Source organism: Ruegeria sp. AG1 (assembly GCF_056541705.1).
This window is the reverse complement of sequence record NZ_JBQFYU010000004.1, coordinates 1-23282: the sequence shown is the minus strand read 5'-3', so window position 1 is coordinate 23282 and position 23282 is coordinate 1. Positions and strand designations below refer to the sequence as shown.

Annotated in this window: 23 protein-coding genes; 19 read left to right on the top strand and 4 right to left on the bottom strand. The window is 57.2% G+C overall.

Annotated elements, in window-relative coordinates:
- Positions 1 to 39: 39 nt before the first annotated feature.
- Entirely contained in the window at positions 40 to 924 is an 885-nt protein-coding gene (locus ACR0B5_RS06555; protein ID WP_480539346.1) for an NAD(P)-dependent oxidoreductase, read from the top strand.
- A complete protein-coding gene (denD, locus tag ACR0B5_RS06550) occupies positions 921 to 1889 on the top strand; it encodes a D-erythronate dehydrogenase (RefSeq protein WP_480539344.1) in 969 nt (322 codons plus the stop codon). Before ACR0B5_RS06555 ends, denD begins: the two co-directional genes overlap by 4 nt.
- Here denD and ACR0B5_RS06545 read toward each other — a convergent pair.
- On the bottom strand, positions 1886 to 2536 hold the full coding sequence (locus tag ACR0B5_RS06545; RefSeq protein WP_170376101.1) for a GntR family transcriptional regulator: 651 nt from the start codon (positions 2534 to 2536) through the stop codon (positions 1886 to 1888). The genes denD and ACR0B5_RS06545 overlap by 4 nt on opposite strands.
- A gap of 198 nt (positions 2537 to 2734) precedes the next feature.
- Here ACR0B5_RS06545 and ACR0B5_RS06540 point away from each other — a divergent pair, with 198 nt between their 5' ends.
- From ACR0B5_RS06540 to ACR0B5_RS06495, 10 genes are all read left to right on the top strand, one after another.
- Positions 2735 to 3748 carry a TRAP transporter substrate-binding protein gene (locus ACR0B5_RS06540; RefSeq protein WP_152458529.1) on the top strand — a complete coding sequence of 338 codons (1014 nt, stop codon included), beginning with the start codon at positions 2735 to 2737 and terminating at the stop codon, positions 3746 to 3748.
- A 79-nt stretch (positions 3749 to 3827) separates the two neighbouring features.
- Entirely contained in the window at positions 3828 to 4997 is a 1170-nt protein-coding gene (locus ACR0B5_RS06535) for a mandelate racemase/muconate lactonizing enzyme family protein (RefSeq protein WP_480539342.1), read from the top strand.
- 16 nt (positions 4998 to 5013) lie between these two features.
- Entirely contained in the window at positions 5014 to 5856 is an 843-nt protein-coding gene (locus ACR0B5_RS06530; RefSeq protein WP_170558357.1) for a TRAP transporter small permease subunit, read from the top strand.
- Positions 5856 to 7478, top strand: coding sequence for a TRAP transporter large permease (locus ACR0B5_RS06525; protein WP_142634770.1), 1623 nt, complete (start codon positions 5856 to 5858; stop codon positions 7476 to 7478). Before ACR0B5_RS06530 ends, ACR0B5_RS06525 begins: the two co-directional genes overlap by 1 nt.
- Before the next feature lie 10 nt (positions 7479 to 7488).
- A complete protein-coding gene (locus ACR0B5_RS06520; RefSeq protein ID WP_480539340.1) occupies positions 7489 to 8439 on the top strand; it encodes a phytanoyl-CoA dioxygenase family protein in 951 nt (316 codons plus the stop codon).
- 21 nt (positions 8440 to 8460) lie between these two features.
- A complete protein-coding gene (locus ACR0B5_RS06515; RefSeq protein ID WP_480539338.1) occupies positions 8461 to 9963 on the top strand; it encodes a UxaA family hydrolase in 1503 nt (500 codons plus the stop codon).
- The gene (locus tag ACR0B5_RS06510; RefSeq protein WP_480539336.1) at positions 9960 to 10964 is read left to right on the top strand and encodes a Gfo/Idh/MocA family protein; all 1005 of its coding nucleotides are present in this window, start codon (positions 9960 to 9962) and stop codon (positions 10962 to 10964) included. Before ACR0B5_RS06515 ends, ACR0B5_RS06510 begins: the two co-directional genes overlap by 4 nt.
- A 91-nt stretch (positions 10965 to 11055) precedes the next feature.
- Positions 11056 to 11991 carry an NAD(P)-dependent oxidoreductase gene (locus tag ACR0B5_RS06505; RefSeq protein ID WP_480539842.1) on the top strand — a complete coding sequence of 312 codons (936 nt, stop codon included), beginning with the start codon at positions 11056 to 11058 and terminating at the stop codon, positions 11989 to 11991.
- A gap of 3 nt (positions 11992 to 11994) precedes the next feature.
- Entirely contained in the window at positions 11995 to 12876 is an 882-nt protein-coding gene (locus ACR0B5_RS06500) for a DMT family transporter (RefSeq protein ID WP_480539334.1), read from the top strand.
- The gene (locus tag ACR0B5_RS06495) at positions 12873 to 13736 is read left to right on the top strand and encodes a sugar kinase (protein WP_480539332.1); all 864 of its coding nucleotides are present in this window, start codon (positions 12873 to 12875) and stop codon (positions 13734 to 13736) included. The genes ACR0B5_RS06500 and ACR0B5_RS06495 overlap by 4 nt, the downstream gene beginning before the upstream one ends.
- Here ACR0B5_RS06495 and ACR0B5_RS06490 read toward each other — a convergent pair.
- Together ACR0B5_RS06490 and uxaC are read right to left on the bottom strand one after the other, a co-directional pair.
- Entirely contained in the window at positions 13723 to 14919 is a 1197-nt protein-coding gene (locus ACR0B5_RS06490) for a mannitol dehydrogenase family protein (protein ID WP_480539330.1), read from the bottom strand. The two genes, ACR0B5_RS06495 and ACR0B5_RS06490, sit on opposite strands and share 14 nt — an antisense overlap.
- Positions 14920 to 16263, bottom strand: a complete 1344-nt coding sequence (gene uxaC / locus ACR0B5_RS06485; RefSeq protein ID WP_480539840.1) for a glucuronate isomerase — start codon at positions 16261 to 16263, stop codon at positions 14920 to 14922.
- Between the two features lie 123 nt (positions 16264 to 16386).
- Between uxaC and ACR0B5_RS06480 the strand changes: the two genes are divergently transcribed.
- The 7 genes from ACR0B5_RS06480 (at position 16387) to ACR0B5_RS06450 (ending at position 23150) form a co-directional block, all read left to right on the top strand.
- Positions 16387 to 17403 (top strand): Gfo/Idh/MocA family protein, encoded by a 1017-nt coding sequence (locus ACR0B5_RS06480; RefSeq protein ID WP_480539328.1) that lies wholly within the window; start codon positions 16387 to 16389, stop codon positions 17401 to 17403.
- The gene (locus ACR0B5_RS06475) at positions 17400 to 18401 is read left to right on the top strand and encodes a Gfo/Idh/MocA family protein (protein ID WP_480539326.1); all 1002 of its coding nucleotides are present in this window, start codon (positions 17400 to 17402) and stop codon (positions 18399 to 18401) included. The genes ACR0B5_RS06480 and ACR0B5_RS06475 overlap by 4 nt, the downstream gene beginning before the upstream one ends.
- Entirely contained in the window at positions 18398 to 19450 is a 1053-nt protein-coding gene (locus tag ACR0B5_RS06470) for a Gfo/Idh/MocA family protein (RefSeq protein ID WP_480539324.1), read from the top strand. Before ACR0B5_RS06475 ends, ACR0B5_RS06470 begins: the two co-directional genes overlap by 4 nt.
- Positions 19447 to 20628: a mannonate dehydratase gene (gene uxuA, locus ACR0B5_RS06465; protein WP_480539322.1), complete on the top strand. Its 1182-nt coding sequence runs from the start codon at positions 19447 to 19449 to the stop codon at positions 20626 to 20628. Before ACR0B5_RS06470 ends, uxuA begins: the two co-directional genes overlap by 4 nt.
- Before the next feature lie 224 nt (positions 20629 to 20852).
- Positions 20853 to 21743, top strand: a complete 891-nt coding sequence (locus ACR0B5_RS06460) for an NAD(P)-dependent oxidoreductase (protein ID WP_480539320.1) — start codon at positions 20853 to 20855, stop codon at positions 21741 to 21743.
- Positions 21744 to 21754: 11 nt separating this feature from the next.
- A complete protein-coding gene (locus ACR0B5_RS06455; RefSeq protein ID WP_170665457.1) occupies positions 21755 to 22618 on the top strand; it encodes a sugar phosphate isomerase/epimerase family protein in 864 nt (287 codons plus the stop codon).
- Positions 22619 to 22730: 112 nt separating this feature from the next.
- Positions 22731 to 23150 (top strand): secondary thiamine-phosphate synthase enzyme YjbQ, encoded by a 420-nt coding sequence (locus ACR0B5_RS06450; RefSeq protein ID WP_170473555.1) that lies wholly within the window; start codon positions 22731 to 22733, stop codon positions 23148 to 23150.
- A gap of 30 nt (positions 23151 to 23180) precedes the next feature.
- Here ACR0B5_RS06450 and ACR0B5_RS06445 read toward each other — a convergent pair.
- A partial coding sequence (locus ACR0B5_RS06445; protein WP_480539838.1) for an SDR family oxidoreductase occupies positions 23181 to 23282 on the bottom strand: 102 nt, incomplete at its 5' end.

Sequence of the window (23282 nt, the reverse complement as noted above, 5' to 3'; positions counted from 1 at the left end):
ATAACCATGCGTGGCGCACCTTCGGAAGGACAGTAGATGATGAGCAAGCAGTTCAAAGTAGCTCTGTTGGGAACCGGCCTGATGGGTGCCCCCATGGCGAGGAATATTTTGCGCGCCGCATTTCCGCTCACTGCATGGAACCGCAGCTTGGAAAAGGCGAAACCGTTAGCAGCAGAAGGCGCGACATTGGCGGAAACTGCGCCGCTGGCGATCTCGGATACAGACGTAATAATAACCATGCTCTCGGATGGATACGCGACCCGCGCGCTGCTTTCTGACGAGGCTTTCCGCGAACAACTCAAACCGGGGATGATCTGGATTGATATGTCCAGCGCCAAACCCGAACACGCCAGAGAGCAATCCGCGCAATTATCCTCGATGGGGGTGCAGCATCTGGATGCCCCGGTTTCCGGCGGCACCAAGGGTGCCGAAGCTGGCACCCTCGCGATCATGGTCGGTGGCGATCAGGACGTTATGGAGCGCGTGCGACCGGTTCTGACAGCAATGGGGCGCCCTGTGCATGTTGGCCCAAGTGGCTCCGGTCAACTATGCAAATTGGCCAATCAAACAATTGTCGCTGTGACAATATCGGCTGTCGCCGAAGCGACATTGCTGGCTCAACAAGGCGGTGCAGACCCGACCGCGTTGAGGGCCGCACTGAAGGGGGGCTTTGCGGATAGCATTATCTTGCAACAACATGGCGAACGCATGTCTGATGGAAATTTTGTACCCGGAGGTTTGTCTAAGTTTCAAATAAAGGATTTGGACAACACACTAGAGGAAGCGCGCAGCCTTGGGGTCGAGCTACCCAGCACCCAATCCGTGCGCGACCGTTTCGAATATCTGATAGACGAAATGGATGGGGCCGAGCTGGATCATTCGGCTTTGTATCTGGAACTCAAAAAACGGAACGGAATGCTGTGACGCGGATCCTTGTTATAGGCGGTGGAGGAATGCTTGGCCAGAAACTGGCCCAACGCGTTTCGACCCAAGAAATTTTTGGAGCAGGTGCTCAACTCTCACTGTTCGATCTCTCATTCCCGCTCGACGGTGCGCCAGGTAAGCAAATTGAGGGGAACTTGACCACGTCAGGCATCGCCAAGTCGGTTGCAGCTCAGCGCCCGGACGTCATATTTCACCTTGCAGCTATCGTTTCAGGCCAAGCTGAAACTGACTTTGCGTTGGGCTGGGACGTCAACCTTATGGCAACCTGGGCACTGCTAAACGCACTCAGAGATGAACACGAGGCATCAGAAGGCGAGTACACGCCTCGTCTCGTTTTTACCTCATCGATAGCGGTTTTCGGGGCACCGTACCCCGACAAGATAAACGATGAGTTCCTCTCGGCACCTTTAACCAGTTACGGAGCGCAGAAAGCGGCCTCTGAATTGATGATTACGGATTTCAGCAGGAAAGGATATATCGACGGTATTTCCTTGCGCTTGCCCACTTTGTGTGTACGCCCAGGCAAAGCGAACGCTGCCGCTTCGTCCTTCTTTTCAGGTATAGTCAGAGAGCCATTGAATGGGGATGAGGCTATCTTGCCAGTTGCCGAAACTGTTCGCCACTGGCACGCCAGCCCCCGCGCCGCTGCGACTTTTTTAACCCATGCAGCAACGATGGACACGCAGCTTTTGAACGACAGACGCGCGTTGAACATGCCGGGCGTAAGTTGCACCGTCGCCGAACAAATCGAAGCGCTGCGCGCCGTGGCCGGTCAAGATGCAGTTGGCCTTGTCAGGCGAGAACCCGACGAGGCAATCGAACGAATAGTCAAGAATTGGCCGCGCGATTTTCAAACAGATCGCGCTCTGGAGTTGGGGTTCGAGGCGGAATCAAGCTTCGACGAAATCATTCGGGTGTATTTGGAAGACGATTTTCGGCTTTAGTCGCCCATCGTCTTTCCAGTTAGGTGGCGTTTCAGATGATCGTGAATTTTCTCTCGTGTTAACTGCTCATCCCCTGACAATGCTGCTTCAAGTATATCGGCATGGTGTCTTATGTTCTGAGAAATGAACTCAAAGTTCCGGTCTGCCACCATCAACTGCTGTCTGAATTGCGCGTAAACTCGGCCATGCATTTGTTTTAAGGTTTCCGAGCCACAGGCAGAAATAAGCGTTTGGTGAAACTCCTTCTCCGAGGCAAACCATATCTCGATAAGGCCGCTCGGGTCGTCTGTGGCGTGAATGCGTTTTTCGATATGGCTGAGTTTGTGATGCGCGGCCGTCAGTCTTGCTTCCCAATCCACCCCGCCACTACGGATCGACATTGCCGTACCTTCGGCCTCCAACAAAACACGGACATGTGTCAATTCGATAAGCTTCTGCGGCGAACGCATTGGCACGCGGAAACCTTTTTGTTCCTGAAAGTCCACCAAGCCTACAGCGGACAAACGAAAAAGGACTTCGCGAACTGCACTCGCAGAACAGCCATACTCTTTACGTAATTCTTCGGCCCGCACCTTGGCTCCATGCTCGAATCCATTCGAGATGAGGCGCATTTTAAGATCTTGATAAATATCGACTTCTTCTTTCATCCCGGTATGCGCCTTCAATTTTTGCCCAAGTAGGGTCCTAAGCCTATTTTCGAGTTTACGCAAGAATCTCGAAATTTTTAGAAATTTCAAATTCTTCTTGTTGCATTCGATTCGTCGGCTTAACGTTTATCTGCGTGACGGCAAAGGAGGCGGCAAGATCTCCCTCTCCGCGCAACGCTCAACGTCTGGGAGGACAATATGAAAATAGTCAAGACAGCGGCCGTGGCGGCCGTAGCCACGACAATGGCAGCTGGTTTCGCAATGGCAGAAACCACGAAGCTTAGAATTCAAACCCATTTTTCGCCCGAAACTCTGTCTGGCCAGATGGCTGCAAAATTCGTTGAAGACATTCAGGAGATGTCGAACGGCGAAATCGAAGTTGAAATGTTCTATTCCTCTTCGGTGGTCAAATCAGTTGAAACCTTCGACGCCGCAGCTACCGGAATTCTGGATTGCGACATGACGGGTGGCGGCTATCAGACCGGTAAAAATCCGGCCTTCCAGTTCGCGGGCGACCTGCTCGGTGGGTATCAGAACCCATATCAGCAAATGGCCTGGCTCCTTCATGGCGGCGGAAGAGAAGCTGTAAATGATCTGTACAATGGCTACGACATGGAATTCATTGGATGGTGGATTCCCGGGCCAGAGTCGCTGTCTTCGACCAAGCCGATCGCAAAAGTGGAAGACTTCAAAGACTGGAAGTTCCGCTCGCCTCCAGGCCTTGCAACCAAGGTGTTCGCGGAACTTGGTGCTTCTCCGATCGTGATGGACTTCAACGAAATCTTCACGGCTTTGGAAACCGGCATCATTGATGGTGCGGATGCTGCGAACCTGACGAACAACGTTGGTCTGGGTCTGTACGAGATCGCAGGTCACACAAACTATCCCGGTTTCCACTCGATGCCCGCAGATCACCTCGCCTGTCGCAAAGACGTTTGGGAAGCTATGCCTGCACACCATAAGAAGATCATGGAAGTCGCAATGGACAGCTTGGCATTGCACAATGCGACCATCAACGAAGTGCAGAACGCTCAGACTGCAAAAGACCTGAAGGCAAAAGGTGTTCAGTTGTACGAATGGTCGCCTGAAGACTTGGCAGCCTATCGCGCGGCCGTTCAGGTCGGTTGGACTGAGTTCGCAACGACCCCTGAAGCACAGGCGCTGCTGGAAAGCCACATCAACTTCCTGCGTGACCTGGGCGCAATGCAGTAATCAGGCTGCGACCGACTTACGACACACGGAAAGGCCGCGCTTGCGGCCTCTCCGGTTCGGCGCCGGGATCCAGAGCTTCATGAAAATCACCAGAATAATAAGCCACGTACTGCAGTACGACATGCCGGAAGTTCTGGGCTACTCGCAACAGTACTATGACAAACGCACTACCCATCTGGTCGAGATTCAGACAGATGAAGGGGTAACTGGTTGGGGGGAGTGCTTTGGCCCCGGAAACGTAGCCATTGCCAACAAATCCATCGTGGAAAAGGTCATCCAGCCAATGGTCCTTGGCATGGACCCTGTGGACAAAGACGTGATCTGGCACAAGGTGTACAACCTTTTGCGAGACCATGGCCAAAGCGGAATGCCAATACAGGCTTTGTCCGGCGTGGACATCGCACTTTGGGACATCACCGGCAAAGTCTCTGGCCTCCCCCTCCATAAGATTGTCGGCGGCGCGCATCGTAATAGCGTGCCTTGCTACGGCTACGGCATGATGCTCAGGGATGAACCGATTTCTAATTTGGCCAGCCGTTTTGAGGATGAAGCCGCAAATATCAAGGAAATGGGTTTTACCGCCACCAAAATGAAAACGGGCTTTGGCCCGAAGCCTGATGTGAAGCTGTGCGAAGCTGTTCGACGCGGAATTGGTGACGACTTTCCTTTTATGGTCGATGCAAACCATGCCTATACGACTTCGGACGCATTTTATGTCGGTCGGGCGCTGGAAGAACTGGAGGCATATTGGTTCGAAGAACCGGTCGCGCCGGAAGATCTGGACGGATACCGCGAATTGCGCGCTTCGCTTAAAGTGAATATCTCGGGCGGAGAAGCGGTATTCAATCGCTGGGCTTGGCGCGGTCTTCTTGAAAATCGCGGAATAGATATAGCGCAGCCAGAAGTTTGCGCTTTGGGCGGTGTTTCAGAGTATCTCAGGGTACTGGCCTTATGCCACGCACATTTCACTCCGGTCGTAAATCACGTCTGGGGTAGCGCCATCGCTGTCGCAACAAATCTGCATTTACTGGCGGCCATGCCCGCGATTCCAGGCGGCTTGCGCCCATGGGAGCCGATGCTGGAGTTCGACACAACGGACAACAAGTTTCGGGACGATCTGCTGACCGTACCGCTGGAAATTCAAAATCAGGTCAAGGCCAATAACGGCCGTGTCGTGATCCCGACTGGCCCCGGACTGGGTGTCGAGCCGGATCGAGACTTTATCGATCACTACAGGATCGAAGGATAGGGACGAGGGTTACGCGATGCACAAGAATTCAGGCGGACCAATTGAATGGCTCATACCGTTGGCCTTCGTCGCGACGGCCAGTTGGCTTGTTTGGCATCTCCCTGCGTTCCTACTGGATTGGCTGCCGTACACCTCTGAATCCCTGAAAAGTCAGGTAACAGAAATATATCTGCGCAGCGACATCACGCCCGAATTGTCTGGCGTGTTCGGGGGGTATGTCGACATCATCGACGTGGCCGCGCTCGTCCTTCTCCCGTTTCTTGCAGTGATTGGTACCAAGACCGTGCGCCCAGCGACGATGGAGTTCGAAGGCACGACGGTTATGGATCGTTTCGCCCTGTTCATAGGCCGAGTGACGATGATGATGATCGCAATCATGACTGTCGTCATGCTCTACGAAGTCTTCATGCGCTATATCCTGGAAAAGCCGACCGAGTGGGCCAATGAAATGACACTCTGGTTCGCCAGCTTTGTGTTTTTGATGTCTGGCTACTACGCCATGCAACAACGCAGTCACATTCGAATATTCCTGCTCTACGACGCAGTTCCACGATGGCTTCAGCGCGTTTTTGATACGGTCTCGACGATACTGATCGTGCTGTTTGCCTTCTTTCTGGTCTACGGCAGCTACAAACAGGTGTTCGTCAACAAGCTCTATAAATGGGAGCTTTATGGCTCTGCCTTCAATCCTCCGATCCCGGCGACGTTGCAGCCGATGGTGCTGATCGTAATTACGCTCGTCGCAATGCAAGCAATTTTGAACTTGATCGCGGATTGGAACAAAGAACCGGAAATCCACACAGATGAACCGGACGAAGACGAAATTGAAATGATCAAACGAGCGGTGGGACAAGACTGATGGATATTGGAACAATCTCACTCATCCTGATGGTCGCCCTGATCGTGCTTCTGGCGATCGGGATGCCTTTGGGTCTGGCCTCAGCTTCCCTTGCGGTTCTGGTTCTTGTCCTGAAGTTCGAACCGACACTGCTTTTGAACCCATTTTCATTCGGCGACGGGGTTCTCACCGGTCGGCCAGGCACTGGACCGCTCTATATTCTGGCGCAGAAGATATACGGGCTCTTAACGGACTACGTGCTCATATCAGTGCCATTGTTTATCTTTATGGCGTCGCTGTTAGAGCGATCCGGGATCGCGCGTGACATGTATTCGTCGTTGAATGTCTGGCTGTCCAGAACACGCGGCGGCATCGCAATCGTGACCTCGATCATGGCGGTGATCATGGCGGCCATGTCCGGCATCATCGGTGGTGAGGTTGTCTTGCTAGGCCTGATCGCCCTGCCCCAGATGCTGCGCCTAGGCTACGACCAGAACCTCGCGATCGGCGTCATCTGCGCCTCGGGGTCGCTGGGGACAATGATCCCGCCCTCGATCGTTCTGATCATCTATGGGCTGATCACCGAAACCTCGATCAAGTCGCTGTTCACGGCGTCTTTCATTCCCGGCTTCATGCTGGCCTCGATGATCATCCTGTACATCATCATCCGCACGCAGTTGAATCCTCATCACGCTCCGCTGCCGGAACCGGACCCAAACGACCCAGAACCCGCCGAAAAACGCAAATTGTTTGGGGCCTTCATGAGCATCGTCGTCGCCGGGTTTTCCACAGTTCTGTTTATCCGGGCCGCGTTCTTCGAGCTCTCAGGCTCGAACGCTGCCAGCCAGGGCGAGCCCGCGAGGCTGGGAACAGCAGACTACCTGCCCTGGTTTGCCGGCATTACAATCGTTGCCCTTCTGCTGATCTTCTTCGTCTTTGGCAGAGAGCGCGCCAAAATCGGGTGGGAAATGGGCAAAGGCCTCGTTGCGCCGCTGGTCGTCATCGGCGTCGTTCTCGGCTCAATCTACGGCGGGATCACAGGCATCACCGAGGCTGCTGGTATGGGCGCCTTCGCCGTCCTGATCATCGCCATCCTGCGGGGTGAAGGATCGTTCGAGCTGGTTTGGGATAGCTTGATGCGAACCCTAAAATCCACAGGCACCATCATCTGGGTTACGATCGGGGCCGCCGCGCTGGCGGGTGCCTACACAATTGCTGGCGGGCCCCAATACGTGGCCGACCTAATCGTCGGCCAGGAGCTGCCGACCATGCTGGTCATTCTGGTGATGATGCTGATCTTGCTGTTCATGGGCGCATTCATGGATTGGGTCGGCATCGTGCTGCTGATCATTCCGGTCTTTCTGCCGATCGTCCTGCGCCTTCCTATCGAAGAAATCGGTGTCTTTGGCCAGTTGGAGCCGAGTCATGTCGCCATCTGGTTCGGCGTCGTGTTCTGTATGAACATGCAGGTCAGCTTCCTGTCGCCCCCTTTCGGCCCGGCGGCGTTCTACCTGAAGTCGGTGGCCCCGCCGCATATCAGTCTGACGGATATCTTCCGCGGCTTCCTGCCATTCATCGGGATCCAGTTGCTGGCGCTTTCCGTTCTTCTGATCTGGCCGGGCATCATCGCGCTGCTGTTGTGAGGTCGCACCCATGCTGACACAAAATCAGATTGGCAAGTTCCAGACGGACGGATACCTCGTGGTCGAGGATGTAATTCCCAGCGATGTGCTGGATCGGGTTCAGGCCGAATACTCGGATGTCCTGAACCGGCTCTATGACGGTTGGTACGAAAACGGGCTGGTCAAGGAAGAACCGTCAGGAATGACCTTCTGGGACAAACTTCTGTCCGCCTATCAGGCCGGTTGCGACTATTTCCAGCCGCTGGACATCTCGTTGCCCGGCGATCGGATCATGGCGGACACACCGTTCCATATTGGACCCGCAGTGTTCGACTTGCTGACGGCCCAACCCTTGCTTGACATTGTCGAGCAGTTGATCGGGCCAGAGTTGGTCAGCAATCCGATCCAGCACGTTCGGCTGAAGCCCCCTGCTCTCAAGCTGTCCAAGGACGAGGTGCGCGCGCATATCACCGCAACGGACTGGCATCAGGACCGGGCGGTTGCGTTGGAGGATGCGGACCAGACCGACATGGTCACGGTTTGGATTGCCGTCAACGATGCAACGGTCGAAAATGGCTGCCTGCAAGTGCTGCCAAAGGCACAGGACCAATCCATTCTGCCACATTGCGCGCGAACGCAGACAGGCATTGCCGACGGGTTCATTGACGAAGGCCGAGCTGTGCCTCTGCCTGTCAAGGCGGGCGGGATCATCCTGTTTCACCCTCTGACGCCACATGCTTCGCTGGTCAATGAAACGGACCGGTTCCGCTGGTCGTTCGATATCCGCTTTAGTGCGGTGGGCCAGCCCACTGGTCGAGACCATTTCCCCAGCTTCGTCGCAAGGTCCAGATCGCGCCCCGAAACCGAGCTACGAGATTGGCGTGTCTGCAAATCCAATTGGGAGGCGGCGCGAGCAAGGCTGTCTGGACAGCCGCATATAGATATTCACCGGTGGACATCGGACTCGCCGTTCTGCGCCTAGCTGCCGCCAGGAAAGCTGATTATGACTTTTGTACGTTTAGATCGAACGGATAGCGTGGTGGTTGCAACTCGGCCCCTGGAGGTCGGCAATATGGTCGAGGATGTTACAACCAATGCGCGCATCCCCTCGGGACACAAGGTCGCCACGCGGGTTCTTGCACCCGGCGATCCGGTCAGAAAGTACTCGCAGATCATCGGTTACGCCACCCAACCGATCGAACCCGGCGACCATGTGCACACCCACAATATCGAGTTCCGCAACACCAGCGTGGACTACGAGTTTGCGACGGATCACAGGCCTACGAAACCCGCCACTTCGGTCGATACTTTCATGGGCTACCACCGGGACAGCGGTCGGGTCGGTACGCGCAATTACGTCGCGGTTCTAACCACCGTGAACTGTTCAGCGACTGCGGCCCGGATGATCGCCAACCACTTTACGCCGGACAAGCTGGCCGAGTTTCCGAACGTCGACGGCGTGGTGGCCTTTGTCCACGGAACGGGCTGCGGAATGGCCGATTCCGGCGACGGCTTCGAAGCTCTTCAACGGGTCATGTGGGGGTTTGCGAAACATCCCAACCACGCTGCTGTTCTGATGGTCGGTCTGGGCTGCGAGATGAACCAGATCGACTGGCTGTTGGACGCGTATGGGCTGAAGCAGAGCCCCACCTTCCAGACGATGAACATCCAGAACGTCGCCGGATTGCGCCGGACCGTGGAAATGGGCATCAGCAAGATCAACCAGATGCTTCCCATTGCTAATGAGGCGCGGCGCAGCGAAGCCCCGGCGTCTGAACTGATGGTTGCGCTGCAATGCGGTGGGTCGGACGCTTGGTCAGGTGTGACCGCGAACCCGGCGCTCGGATATGCCTGCGACCTGTTGGTCGCCCAAGGTGGCACAGGAGTCCTTGCGGAAACACCCGAAATCTACGGAGCCGAACACCTTTTGACCCGCCGCGCCCTTGGTCGCGCAACTGGGGAGAAACTGATCGGACTGATCGATTGGTGGCAGGACTATACCGCCCGCAATCACGGTTCGATGGACAACAACCCAAGCCCCGGCAACAAGCAAGGCGGTCTGACGACCATCCTTGAGAAGTCGCTGGGTGCAGCGGCGAAGGGCGGAACCACCCCATTGACCGGTGTATTCAAATACGCCGAACCCATCACCGCCAAAGGCTTCACCTTCATGGACAGCCCCGGATATGACCCGGCCTCGGTGACCGGGCAGATCGCAGCCGGTTGCAACCTAGTGTGTTTCACCACGGGGCGCGGCTCTGCCTTTGGGTCGAAACCGGCGCCTACGTTGAAAATCGCTACTAACTCTGAGTTGGCAGCGCGCATGCCCGAAGACATGGACGTTGATGCGGGCGACATTCTGACCAAAGGTGCCAGCGTCGAAGAAAAAGGACAGGAAATATACCGACGGCTTCTGCAAGTCGCATCGGGCGCACGGACCAAGTCAGAGGCGCAAGGCCTGGGTGACTACGAATTCGTTCCCTGGCAAATCGGAGCGGTGATGTGAAACGGATCCTTATAGCCGGCGGCGGATTGATCGGTATCCGCCACGTCCGCGCCGTTATTGAGCATCCCGGCTGCATGTTGGTCGGATTGGCCGATCCAGACGGCTCGATCCAGATCGACGCGCCGCGTTTTGCCAGTATGGACGAGGTGCAGGACCCGGTGGATGGCGTCATCATCGCGACGCCGACCCGCCTGCATGCCGAACATGGCATTCTGGCCGCATCCCGCGGTTGGCACATGCTGATCGAAAAGCCGGTTGCCGCATCGATCGATGATGCCCAGCGCCTTAGGACGGCCGTTCGCAAGGTCGATGTCCGCAGCCTTGTAGGCCACCATCGGCGATATCACACAACCTTACAGCACCTGAAAGCGGTGATCGCGCAAGGTACGATCGGACAAGTCATCAACGTCTCGTTGCTGTGGGCCATGCGTAAACCCGAAAGCTATTTTGAACAGAACTGGCGGACTTCCGATGGCAGTCCAGTCATGATCAATCTGGTGCATGATATCGATGTCTTGCGCTTTGTGATCGGAGAAATCTCGGATGTCGTCGCCCTGCCCGGAGCATCAATCCGCGGATCGGATAGGATAGAAAGCGGGGCTGTTGCGATCGCGTTCGAAAACGGCGCGACGGGGACTATCAGCTTTGCCGACACCGCACCCAGCCCTTGGGGGTTTGAGGCCGGAACCGGCGAAAACCCGAATATCGGCACGACCCACCAGGACATGATGTGGATCACGGGAACCAGCGGCGCTGTCAGTTTTCCCTCCATGACACTGTGGCGCGGAAAGGATTGGGGCACTGCGGCCCAGAAAGACCAACTTACACGACCGGAACAACAACGCGCACCACTTGAGGCGCAACTGGATCACTTCCTTGACGTGATCGACGGCGCCCCTCCACTGATCGACGTCGAGGACGCAGCCCGGACGCTCGAGGTCACATCATGGATCGAACAAGGGCTAAAGGCGCGAACAGCTCGAGCGCGGGCACCGGCGTGATGATCATACGGCCCGGCAAAATTCCGGACCACTCAAAAACCAATAATTATCGGCCGGGCAATGTGAGCATTCAAACTGCAAAGCCGCCCGCATCAGACACAAGAGTGAAAACCAGACACATTCACGGAAAGGGAAACCAATGAGCAAACCATCAATCGGGTTTATCGGCTTGGGACTAATGGGCGGAGCCATGGTGAGCCGACTGTTGGACCAGGAATACTCGGTCGCTGTATTGGGAAACCGCGACCGCACATACTTGGACGCTGCGATTGACCGGGGCGCCCGCGAGATGCAAAACGCCCAAGAACTGGCTCAGGCCAGCGACATCGTGATGTTGTGCATGGGCACCTCCGAACAAGTCGAAGGCCGTATGCGCGGCGCAGATGGAGTGATTGCGGGATTGAAACCCGGGGCGATCGTCATCGACTTTGGCACCTCGCTTCCGGGCAGCACACGCGCCTTGGCCGAGGAGGTTGCCGCAGCTGGCGGAAGCTACCTGGATGCACCACTTGGCCGGACGCCTTCGCACGCGCTAGAAGGCAGGCTCAACATCATGACGTCCGGCGACAAGGCGGCCTTTGACAAGGCTGAGCCGACACTTAAAGATTTGGGCGAAAACGTTTTTTTCCTTGGCCCCGTTGGCTCCGGACACACGATCAAGCTGATCAACAACTTCTTCGGAATGACCGTCGCAAACGCGATGGCCGAAGCCTTCGCCATGGCAGATATCACCGGAGTTGACCGCAAGCAGGTGTATGACGTTATGGCCGCTGGGCCGCTGCATTCCGGAATGATGGATTTCGTCAAAGCCTACGGCGTCGAGAATGATCCAAACCAGCTGGCCTTTGCCATCAAGAACGCGGCAAAAGACCTCGGGTATTATGACCGTATGGCACGCGATGCAGGCGTCACCAGCGTGATGTCGCAGTGCGCGCTTTCGGCGCTGAATGACGCGCGCGACCACGGTCAGGCGGATGACATGGTCAGCCAGATGGTTGACTACTACGTCAAGCGTTTCAACACCTGATCGATGGCCGTCACCGCCAACCCCAATGCGGACCTGCCGCGCCTTGGCATCGTGCTGATGCTGACGGCGTGGCTGTTCTTTTCGCTGGTTGACCTTGGGGCCAAATGGTTGGCGTTGGCCGGCGTGCCGGCATTTCAGTTGGCGTTCATGCGCTATGCGGGGCACTTCGTGATCTCAGTGGGGGTGATCGCCAAGGGCGGGATTGAGGCCAACCGGTTCAAGACCGACCATCCATGGCAGGTCATTAGCCGGGCCTTGCTGCTGATCTCGGCGACCGTTTTCAATTTTTATGCCCTGCGGTTTTTGCCTCTGACCGTCGTGTCGGCAATCATGTTCTCAAGCCCGGTCATCGTGTGCTTCCTGTCCGTTTTCGTGTTGAAGGAGAGAGTGGGACCATGGCGTTGGGCGGCTATCATCCTGGGCTTTCTGGGGGTGTTGGTTGTCGTGCGGCCGCTTGGTTCGGCCTTTCATCCGACCATGTTACTGATCGTCTACAACGCCACCGCTTTGGCTTTGTACTCGATCATGACGCGCAGGCTGTCCGGGGTTGTTGCCGTGGACACCATGCAATTCTACCTCGGGCTTACCGGTACGTTGGTCCTGCTGCCCTTCGCCATCTGGTTTTGGGCCCAGCCGGAAAACACGTGGAGCCTGATTGTCCTCATCAGCCTTGGCGTCTTTGGCTGGTGCGGGCATCAACTGCTGACGAACGCGCATCGGTTCGGAACTGCGAACCAGTTGATGCCATTCACCTATTCGTTCCTGATCTACGTTGCGATCTGGGGCTACCTTTTCTTTGACACGGTACCGGACGCATTCACGTTGGCAGGAGCTGCGTTGATCATGGTCGCCGGGCTCATCATCTGGAAAAGAGAAAAGAAATGACGCGAATTGCCTGCATCGGCGAAGCAATGATCGAATTGTCCATGCTGGACACCGGCGCAAAGGTGGGCGTTGCGGGGGATACGCTGAACACGGCCATCTACATGCACCGCGCCGCTCCTGAGCTGCAGGTGGAGTATGTGACATGTCTGGGCGACGATCCATTCTCGGAGCGCATCGCCGACTTCATCGCCAGTCATGGCATCGGGACATCTGGCATCCGCATCATTCCGAACGCCTCTCCGGGACTATACGCGATCACGACATCTGCGGACGGTGAACGCAGCTTTACCTATTGGCGCAGCGAGGCGGCCGCCCGCCAGCTTTTTGCTGATCACGACTTCAGCCTTCTGAACGGTTACGACGTGCTGTACTTGTCAGGGATTTCGGTGGCCATTCTTCCGCAATCTGTGAGGCTTGCGCTTCTGGATTGGCTCGAAGGCTCTTCAGCCCGGTTGGTCTATGACAGCAACTTTCGTCCGCGTCTTTGGGACAGCGTCGAACACACCCGGCAGATCAACCAAAGGCTTTGGCAGCGTGCGGATATTGCCCTACCGTCCATTGACGACGAGATGGCGCTGTTCGAGGAAAGCGCGGATCAGGTGACGGTACGCTTTGCCGATCATCACGGTGTCGGTGCCTTGAAGCGCGGAGAGAATGGCCCACTGTCCATCGGTCAGAACATTGACCAAACCTATGAACCTGCCAAAAATGTGCTGGACACCACAGCGGCGGGCGACAGTTTCAACGGTGGGTACCTCGCGGCCTTGCTGACAGGAAAATCACAGGCCGAGGCCCTTATAGCCGGACACAATCTGGCGTCCACCGTTGTTCAGTTTCGCGGCGCGATCATTCCCGGATAAGTGGCGCGAGATCTTCGGCACCGACAAGACGCAACAGCGGCACTACCGGATCTGGCTGCTTGACAGCCGAGGCGATTTCCAACGCGCAAGGATCGTTCAGCGCCCTACCTTTCGCAGTTTCGGAAATGCAATAGGAGATCCAGGCCCGCAGGCCCGCAATCGCCGCCTGAGATCCGGTCTCACGGAGTGTGGGAACAAACCGATACGGCAGCTTCTGGCTGCCATCCATCGCGATTTGGTCCAGACGGTGCGCCAGCTCGGGGTTTTCAAAGCGCTGCAACAGAGCCTCGGCATAATCCGTAGCTTGTGCTTGTAGTGCTGCGGGTAGCGTTGCGCCCGCATCCTTCATCAACTCGGAAACCAGCGGGCGCAGAACCGGGTCTCGAACCGCTTCGTGGACGTAGGTCAGGCCGCGCTCCAACCCGGCATAAGCCAACAGGGAATGGGCCCCGTTCAACATGCGCAGCTTTCGCATCTCGTGCGGGGCTACGTCATCGACCAGTTGCACGCCCGGCCAATCCGGGTGAGGACCGGCGAAATTGTCTTCGATCACCCACTCCGAGAACGCCTCGGTCGGAACAGCCATATGGTCTCCGCTGATTGCCCGAACGGCGTCCGTGGTGGCCGGGGTGATCCGGTCGACCATCGCGTTGGGGAAGCGTACGGCACCCCAATCCATGTCCAGACCAGCTGCTTCCGCAAAATCGGCGACTGCCGTTTCGAGCGTATTGCCGTTTTCCATTCGGTTGTCGCAGCTTAGCACCGTCACAGGCTTTCGCCGTCCCGCAAGGCCGAAAGCTAGAAACCCGATCAGCGTCGAAGGCCCCTGCCTCGCCAGATCGGCGGCAACCGCCGGGTCCTGAAGGTTCAGATTGCCCGCGGCGTCCAAATGGTAACCTTTCTCGGTGACGGTCGCCGAAATGATCTCGGCATTCGCCATCACATCGAAAATCGCTGCGCGATCATTGGGCGCGACCAGAACGTCACGCAGCGCTTTGATGTGCCGGACGCCCTGCCCCTGTACGCACAAATCGTACTCGAAACCTTGTCGCGCCAATCCATCCCGAACCGAGGATGAACGCAGGCTGACGCCGACAACGTCCCATCCGCCCGCTTGATCGGTGTAGTCCAGCAAATGCGCCCGGGCGAAGTTTCCAAGGCCAAAGTGAAGAATTGTACCCATCTAGATATGCAATCCGTAAACCTGTTTCGCCAGATCGACCGCAAGCAACCGTGCAAGATGCTCGGCACTATCCCGACCGAAGTAACCACGCCCAACCTGCTCGGCCAAATGAATCGCAACACCTCGTCGCCACAGATCGTGCCGCGCAGGAATGGACAGAAAAGCCCGCGTGTCGTCATTGAACCCGGCCAGATTGTAGTATCCGGCCGTTTCAACTACCTGGTCGAAATACCTCGCAATCCCGGCTGGGCTGTCGTGGAACCACCAAGGCGGCCCGATCCGAAGGCACGGCCAATGTCCTGCCATAGGGGCCAGTTCACGGGCGTAGGTGCCTTCGTCCAATGTAAAGAGTATGATGCGCAGTTCGGGCGAGTTTCCGACCCGGTTCAGCAGCGCCTCAAGGCCCGTGACCCAATCCATCGCGATTGGAATGTCGGCCCCCTTGTCCCGCCCGAAGTCCCGCATTACCTCGTCGTTCGTGTTGCGCTTGCTGCCAGCATGTATCTGCATGGTCAGGCCATCATCGACAGACATCTGCGCCATTTCGATCAGCATATGACCGTAGAACCGGCGAGCATCCTGTTCAGTCCCGTCCTGCCGTCTCAGCCGTTGGTACAGCGCATCCGGGTCGTCCAGCCACTCAGTCTGCACGCGTTCGATACCGTGGTCGGTGGCCGTACATCCTAGTTGGACGAAATAAGCCCGCCGCATCCGCAGCGCATTGAGGTAGCCATCATAGCTGCCCAGATCGCAGCCTGTCAGCTCGGCCAACTTGTTCAGGTTCTGTACAAACTCCGGGTCCGCCCCATCCAAAACCCCGTCTGGGCGGAACGTCGGAATAACTCGCCCGCCCCAACCGCTTGCACGGATATCCCGATGCTCCGCGAGGCCGTCGAGAGCGGAATCCGTGGTGGCCAGAACTTCGACCCCGAACCGGTCGAACAAAGCCCTCGGGCGAAAATCGGGTTGCGCCAGCTTGTCTGAAATCATGTCATAGATCAGATCTGCCGTGCGCGAAGACAACTCCTCAGACACGCCCAGCGTTTGATGCAGCACGTAGTTCATCCAGATCCGGGAAGGCGTTCCCAGAAACAGATGCCAGTGCTCGGCAAAGATGCGGAAAACGGCGCGAGGATCCTTCTTTCGCCCCTCTTCCCCAACGCCGAGTTCCGACAAGGGAACGCCCTGCGAATAGAGCATACGGAACACGTAATGGTCGGGAACCACAAGCAGCTCTGCCGGGTTGGGAAACGGCGCATCGGTTGCGAACCACCCCGGATCGCAGTGACCATGCGGAGACACGATTGGCAGGTCTTTGATGCCCAGGTACAGGTCTTCTGCCATCCCATTCAAATTACCAGTCAATTCTGCCTCCGATACTTCTGCCCGCAATTGTTAGCACAGTTTTTAATGGTTGCATCTTTCCCGTTCGGACCCGCAGACTGACCGGGTGATCCGGGGGAATGAATGAATATTGCGCTGATTGGTTTGGGAATGGTTTCGGGCACGCATGTCGCTGCCATTCAGGCATCGGAGCAAGGCCTCAATCTTGCCGGCGTCCTCGGGCGCAATCCTGAAAAAGCAGCTGAGTTCGCGCAGCGAAACGACACCCGCGCGTACAGCTCGGTCGAGGAAATCGCCAACGACCCAAACGTCGACTTTGCGATCATCGCAACCCCGCCCGATCAGCGCACAGAATTGGTTCGGGTTCTTTCGACCGCTTCGAAACCGATCCTGATGGAAAAGCCTATCGAAAGAACGCTGGACGCCGCGACAGCCATTGTCGAGCAGTGCGAGGTGTCTGGTGTGCCGCTGGGCATCGTTTTTCAGCACCGCGCCCGCGCCGCCTCGCAGGCGCTGAAATCAGCCATTGAACAGGGGGAACTGGGCGCGATCGCCACAGTGGAGATCCGCGTCCCCTGGTGGCGTGATCAGAGCTACTATGACGAGCCAGGTCGCGGCACTTATGCGCGCGACGGAGGCGGTGTCATGATCTCGCAGGCAATCCACACGCTTGACCTCACGATGTGGCTGCTGGGGCCGATCTCGGACATTCAGGCTGTAATGAGAAAAACTCCACTACACGATCTCGAGGCCGAGGATTGGGCAGGTGCAGTCTTTGAAATGGATAGCGGCGCGGTGGGAACTTTGATGGCGACTACTGCCGAATATCCTGGGGCCGCTGAGTCCATAACCATTCATGGAACGCGCGCCAAAGCGCATCTGGAGTCAGGTGTCCTGACCTTGACCACTTTCGATGGTCAGATATCCACGGTTGGCGAAATGTCCGCCACAGGCGGAGGGGCCGATCCCATGGCGTTCACCCATGCATGGCACCAGTCGGTCATCGAGGATTTCGCTGAGGCCGTTGCCGGTGGAACGCGGCCCATGGCAACCGGACGCAGTGCCCTTTTGACCCACGCCGTCATCGACGCGATGCAGATCGCCAATCGAACCGGCCAGAAAACACGAGTCATCTCATGAACCTGACCTGCGTCGCCCTTGGCCTGGACCACCGCCATATCTATGGCATGACGGAAAACATGCGCAAAATCGGAGTGGACTGCGTTGGCTATTGGACACAAGGCGAACCCGAAACGCTGGCGGGCTACGTCAAAAGGTTTCCCGATATTCCGCGGCTGGCCCGACTGGAAGACGCCCTAACTTGCGGGGCGGATCTAGCGCTTATTTCCGCAGTTCCGGCAGATAGAGCCGCGTTGACGATCCGCGCCATGCAGAACGACATGGACGTCATGAGCGACAAGCCGGGCTGCACGACTTTCGAACAGCTCGACCAGATCAAGCGAACTGTCGCGGACACCGGTCGCATCTGGTCGGTGAATTTTTCCGAACGGTTTGAAACGCCTGTCAGCACCCGGGCGACCGAGTTGGTCGAGGCCGGTGCCATCGGGCGCGTAATCCAGACGGTCGGACTTGGCCCCCACCGATTGAACCGGGCAACCCGGCCGAAGTGGTTTTTTCAGCGTGACCGCTATGGCGGTATTCTGACCGACATCGCCTCGCATCAGATTGACCAATTCCTGCATTACACAGGTTCAAAAACCGCAGAAATCACAAACGCCTATGTGGCGAACTATGCAAACTCCAACGATCCCGGATTGCAGGATTTTGGCGAGGTCAATCTACGAAGCGAGAATGGCACCGGTTACATCCGGGTTGACTGGTTCACTCCGGATGCCTTGCCAAACTGGGGGGATGGCCGCCTGACAATCCTTGGCACCGAAGGCTATATCGAGTTGCGGAAATACGTTGATGTGGGTGGGGCCAAAGGGACGGACCATCTGATCCTCGTCAATGGTGAAACCTGCCAAAAGATCGACGCAACCAACGCCGGCCTTCCCTACTTTTCGCGCCTCGCCGATGACATCCGTAACCGGACCGAAACCGCGATGACGCAGACCCACTGCTTTACGGTCATGGAACTCGCGCTGCGCGCGCAGGAAATGGCGGAACGCAGATGATCAACGTTGCGATCCTTGGCGCAGGTATCGGTGCGCAACATCTGGACGCGCTGGAACGGCTTGACCGCACATTCCGCGTAGCCGCCGTGGTGGAACAGAATACGGACCGGATCGAACAGATTCGACAGAACGCGGATTTTCGGGCACTGACCAACATTCAGGACGCGCTGGATGATCCGGCGATTGACGTCATCGACATCTGCCTGCCGCCCCATCTGCATGTGCCGACCACTCTTGCGGCACTGGCCGCAGGAAAACACGTTGTCTGCGAAAAACCCCTTGCGACCTCGATGCAGGACGTGGATCGGATCACGGCAGCGGCCCACAGCGCGGGCAAGCACGTGTTTCCAGTTTTTCAATACCGGTGGGGGCCGTCACTGGCCCAATTGCGCCACCTGCAACGCGCCGGCCTGACCGGAGCAGTCCAAACGGCCGCGCTTGAAACCCATTGGTCCCGAGGGGCAGACTATTACGCGGTGCCGTGGCGGGGAACATGGGCCGGTGAACGCGGCGGCGCAGTGCTGGGCCATGCCATCCACAACCATGATCTGCTGACTCATATCGCGGGTGATATAGCCTGGGTGTCCGCAATGGCCACAACGCGGGTCAACCCGATCGAGACCGAAGATTGCGCAGCGATCTGCTTTGGCATGACTTCCGGAGCATTGTGCACAAGCAATATCACACTAGGCGCCGCCACGGACGAAACCCGCCTGCGGTTCGTCTTTGAAAAGGTGACCGCCACCTCAGGTACGGAACCCTATGCCCCAGGTCAATCGCCCTGGGCATTCGTCGCGCGGGACCCGGTGGATCAAGCCGCTATCGACGAGGTTCTTGCGGCCGTCGCCGCCGAGCCAATTGGTTTCGAAGGCTTCTTTGCCGAAGTCGGCAAGGCACTGCGGTCCGAGGCAAATTCGGCCGTTACGCTGCAGGACGGCGCTGCGTCCATCGGCATTGTGACGGCGATTTATCACGCGGCGCGCACCGGGCAGCGTGTTGCCCTTCCCATCAGGCCCGATCACCCGCTGTATGAAGGATGGCTGCCATGAAACAATGCTGGCGTTGGTTCGGACCTGATGATCCGATCGCCCTGGCCGATCTCCATCAAGTCGGGGTTCAGGGCATCGTCACCGCACTGCATCACATCCCCCCGGGACAACCCTGGGACGAACCGAGCATCGCCGATCGGCAGGCCGTTCTGGCTACTGCCGGGTACAGTTGGGACGTTGTCGAAAGCCTGCCCGTCTCCGAGGCGATCAAAACACAGTCCGCAGACATGGCTGAACATCTGCAGGCGTATAAGTCCAGCCTCAGGTCCCTATCCGCCCGTGGCATCAAAGTCGTTTGCTACAACTTCATGCCAATCCTGGACTGGACGCGCACCGCCCTTCGCGCCCCGCAGCCGCACGGCGGAACGGCCATGCTGTTCGACCTGACCGATTTTGCTGTTTTCGACATACATATTCTCAAGCGACCGGGCGCGTCCGAAGACTATTCCAGCGTCGTCGAGCAAACGGCCAAGGATCGCTTCTTGCGCATGTCGGATGAATCCAAGGCCCAGTTGCAACACAATGTCACTGCGGGGCTGCCCGGCGCCAACGATCAGTGGAGCGTGCAGGACGTGCGCGCTTTGTTGCAGACCTATGCTCATATAGACCGTGACCGGCTTCGCGCAAACCTGATCGACTTCCTGTCAGAAGTCGCACCAGTCGCCCAAGAACTGGAACTACGCTTGTGCTGTCATCCGGATGATCCGCCGTTCTCCTTGCTTGGTCTGCCGCGGATCATGTCCAGTACCGATGACTACGGCGCCGTTCTGGATGCGGTTGATTTGTTGGCGAATGGCGCAACGTTGTGTACCGGATCGCTGGGAGTGTCCCCCGAATTCGATGGGCCGGACTTCGTGCGCAGGCATGGCGACCGAATTCACTTTGTCCATCTGCGGAATACCCAACGCATCGCCGGGTCAGACAGTCAGAAGCCGGACTTTTTTGAGGCCCCGCATTTGGAGGGCGACACCGACATGGTCGGCACCATTCGCGAGTTGATGAACGAACAACGCCGCCGCAAATCCCAGGGGCGGGACGACTGGCAAATTCCGATGCGGCCTGACCACGGACAAGAACTGCTGAGCGATCTCGGCGGACACAGCACTCCCGGTTATCCGCTGATCGGACGAATGCGCGGGCTGGCGGAACTACGCGGCATAGTGGCGGCGTTTTCCTGACGCGTCGGATCAGGCAGTTTCTTTCCGCCCGTAACACTTCTTTGCTTGCCTGAGCGCTGCATTCTTCGTTTACTTACGGCACGTAAACGGGCAGCGGGGTGTCTTCCGGACTCGCCCGACGTCTGCTCAAGACGCGTGAAACTCCCGCGAAAACCGATGCGATTGGGCATCATTTTTCGAAACGTCTGCCATACGGAAATGGCGGAAAAACGGGAGGAATCCAAATGAAAACAGCAGGCGTAATCGGCCTTGGTGACATGGGCAGCGGCCTTGCCAAGAACCTGATCAAGAATGGCTTTGAAACATCCGGTTTCGACCTGAGCGAGACACGCATGACGGCATTTACCGACATGGGCGGCCTGGCCAAGGACAGCGTGGGACAGGTCGGCCGTCACGCCGCCGCTGTGTTTGTCATGGTGATGAACGGAGATCAGGCCCGCGATGTCATTCTGGGTGAAGATGGCCTGGTTGCGAACATGGCCAAAGGCGGAACTGTCATACTATCGGCGACCATTCCCCCGGCAGAAGCGACCGCTATCGGACAAGACATGGAGGGGTCGGGCATCCACCTGATCGACACCCCGGTTTCGGGTGGTTTTCCCGGCGCGCAGAACGGCACATTGACGATGATGGCTGCCGGAGCTTCGGATGTGCTGGACCGAAATGCCGAAATCATGCAGGCAGTGTCGGCAACCATTCATCGGGTCGGAGAAAACGCAGGCGACGGGCAAACCGTGAAAGCCTGCCTACAATCCCTTATCGGATCGATCTTTTCCGCCACGTTCGAGGCTGCGGCTCTCGCGGCCAAAGCCGGTGTCAACGGTCAGGCATTGATTGATGTGTTCTCGTCCTCCAGCGCTGGGTGCGGCGTCGTGAATACCGCCCTTGAAAACATCATTGATCGCAAGTTCGAAGCCACCGGTAGCCATATCGCAACCATGCATAAGGACCTGACGATCTCGCTGGCACTGGCCGGTGCGTTGGGCGTTCCCATGCACACAGCGTCATCCGCAATGCAGATCTTTCATGCGGGAAAAACCAAATACCCGAATGGCGACAACTGGGTATGTACCCGCGTCATCGAAGAAATCGTTGGCGCAGAATTGCATCGCTGAGGGGGCCGGACATGAAATTAGGAGTGATTTGCGACGGCATTTCCCGCGATCTGCGGCATGCGGTGGACGTTATGGACGAATTCGGTCTGGACTATGCAGAGCTTCAGTTCGTTGGCGATACGGAGGTCGGGGACCATTCCCCACAGGAAATTGCCGAGATCGACGCGCTCTTGCGCGACCGGGGCAAGCCTGTGTCGTGTCTGTCGCGCCATATCTTTGCAGGGATGACAGCTGCCAACAGACCCGGCGACGACCTGCACACTCGGCATATGGACGCTTTGAAACGCGTGATCGACATGGCACATGTTGTTGGGTCTCCGCTCGTCCGGATCATGACCCAAAGAAAAGAGCAGATACTCTGGGGAAAAAACGGCGCCGAAAAGTGGAATGTAGCGCATGGGGTATGGGACACGATGCCGCCTCTGATCGCGCCGGCGGTTGAACTGGCAAGAGCTGAGGGCGTGACTCTCGTCGTGGAAACCGGAAACGGCACGCTGGTCAATTCCAACTACACAGCCCGCAAACTGATCGACGAGTTGGACGCAAAAGACAGTTTGAAAGTGCTGTGGGACCCCGGAAACAACTGTTGGTGCCATGAACTGGCATACCCAGACGGTTATGAAGAACTGCGCGGCGGCTACTTGGGTCACATTCACATCAAGGACGTAAAGGTCGACACACCGCGGGCAACGCTGGAAGTGCGTCGAATGGGGGAAGGTCAGCTTGCGCCTCTGTTCCAACCCATCGCGGACGCGCTCCGATCCGACGGCTATGATGGCGTCATTTCCTTCGAGAGCGTTTATCACCCCGGCAACGGAAACTTCGAAGATGGTTTTCGTCTGTGTGTGGACAGGTTCAAAAGCCTGTTTGCATAAACGTACAGTCAATATACGTTCAAAATCATATACTTGAACCCCGCTACTGAACGCCAAGCGGAGTGTAGAAAGCTGGGCGCGTTCGCGTTAAATCAAGGAAAGGGCCAGCTGGATGAAGCAAGAGTTTTTTGAGCTGTCCATTGAAACTCCCGGCAAATCCCTTACCGACATCAGTGGGAAGGTTCAGCGTGCGGTGTCCGAACATGAGTTTGTCTCGGGCCTGCTGACCCTTTGGTGCGTCCACACGGGTGCTGCGCTTTTGGTGCAAGCCAATGCCGATCCCGAGGTGCTCAAGGACATCGAGACGTTCTTTGAGAAACTGGTACCCAAGTCACCAGGCAAGTATCACCACCGCCCGACCGAGGACGACAACGCTCCGTCGCATCTGCGGGCGCTGTTGACGCAAACTCAAATATCCATTCCGGTCGAACAGGGGCAGCTTCCGCTGGGCCGCGTACAAAGCCTGTACCTGTTCGAACATCGAGAGGCGCCAAAAAATCGCCGATTGAAGGCTCACTACATCGGGACTTGAGGTTTCGGGTCAAATAGAGCGTTGGCGGTGCTACCGCCCCATCCAGCCCCCGTCGACTACAAGGATTTCACCGTTGACGAAGTCCGACGCGGCAGAGGCCAGAAAGACCACCGGTCCGGCAAAATCATCAGG

Excerpts from the sequence above, each read along its gene's own strand:
- ACR0B5_RS06555 (WP_480539346.1), top strand. The coding sequence starts at position 40 with ATGAGCAAGCAGTTCAAAGTAGCTCTGTTGGGAACCGGCCTGATGGGT.
- ACR0B5_RS06545 (WP_170376101.1), bottom strand. The coding sequence starts at position 2,536 with ATGAAAGAAGAAGTCGATATTTATCAAGATCTTAAAATGCGCCTCATC.
- ACR0B5_RS06540 (WP_152458529.1), top strand. The coding sequence starts at position 2,735 with ATGAAAATAGTCAAGACAGCGGCCGTGGCGGCCGTAGCCACGACAATG.
- ACR0B5_RS06535 (WP_480539342.1), top strand. The coding sequence starts at position 3,828 with ATGAAAATCACCAGAATAATAAGCCACGTACTGCAGTACGACATGCCG.
- ACR0B5_RS06530 (WP_170558357.1), top strand. The coding sequence starts at position 5,014 with ATGCACAAGAATTCAGGCGGACCAATTGAATGGCTCATACCGTTGGCC.
- ACR0B5_RS06525 (WP_142634770.1), top strand. The coding sequence starts at position 5,856 with ATGGATATTGGAACAATCTCACTCATCCTGATGGTCGCCCTGATCGTG.
- ACR0B5_RS06520 (WP_480539340.1), top strand. The coding sequence starts at position 7,489 with ATGCTGACACAAAATCAGATTGGCAAGTTCCAGACGGACGGATACCTC.
- ACR0B5_RS06515 (WP_480539338.1), top strand. The coding sequence starts at position 8,461 with ATGACTTTTGTACGTTTAGATCGAACGGATAGCGTGGTGGTTGCAACT.
- ACR0B5_RS06500 (WP_480539334.1), top strand. The coding sequence starts at position 11,995 with ATGGCCGTCACCGCCAACCCCAATGCGGACCTGCCGCGCCTTGGCATC.
- ACR0B5_RS06495 (WP_480539332.1), top strand. The coding sequence starts at position 12,873 with ATGACGCGAATTGCCTGCATCGGCGAAGCAATGATCGAATTGTCCATG.
- ACR0B5_RS06490 (WP_480539330.1), bottom strand. The coding sequence starts at position 14,919 with ATGGGTACAATTCTTCACTTTGGCCTTGGAAACTTCGCCCGGGCGCAT.
- uxaC (WP_480539840.1), bottom strand. The coding sequence starts at position 16,263 with ATGGCAGAAGACCTGTACCTGGGCATCAAAGACCTGCCAATCGTGTCT.
- ACR0B5_RS06480 (WP_480539328.1), top strand. The coding sequence starts at position 16,387 with ATGAATATTGCGCTGATTGGTTTGGGAATGGTTTCGGGCACGCATGTC.
- ACR0B5_RS06475 (WP_480539326.1), top strand. The coding sequence starts at position 17,400 with ATGAACCTGACCTGCGTCGCCCTTGGCCTGGACCACCGCCATATCTAT.
- ACR0B5_RS06470 (WP_480539324.1), top strand. The coding sequence starts at position 18,398 with ATGATCAACGTTGCGATCCTTGGCGCAGGTATCGGTGCGCAACATCTG.
- uxuA (WP_480539322.1), top strand. The coding sequence starts at position 19,447 with ATGAAACAATGCTGGCGTTGGTTCGGACCTGATGATCCGATCGCCCTG.
- ACR0B5_RS06460 (WP_480539320.1), top strand. The coding sequence starts at position 20,853 with ATGAAAACAGCAGGCGTAATCGGCCTTGGTGACATGGGCAGCGGCCTT.
- ACR0B5_RS06455 (WP_170665457.1), top strand. The coding sequence starts at position 21,755 with ATGAAATTAGGAGTGATTTGCGACGGCATTTCCCGCGATCTGCGGCAT.
- ACR0B5_RS06450 (WP_170473555.1), top strand. The coding sequence starts at position 22,731 with ATGAAGCAAGAGTTTTTTGAGCTGTCCATTGAAACTCCCGGCAAATCC.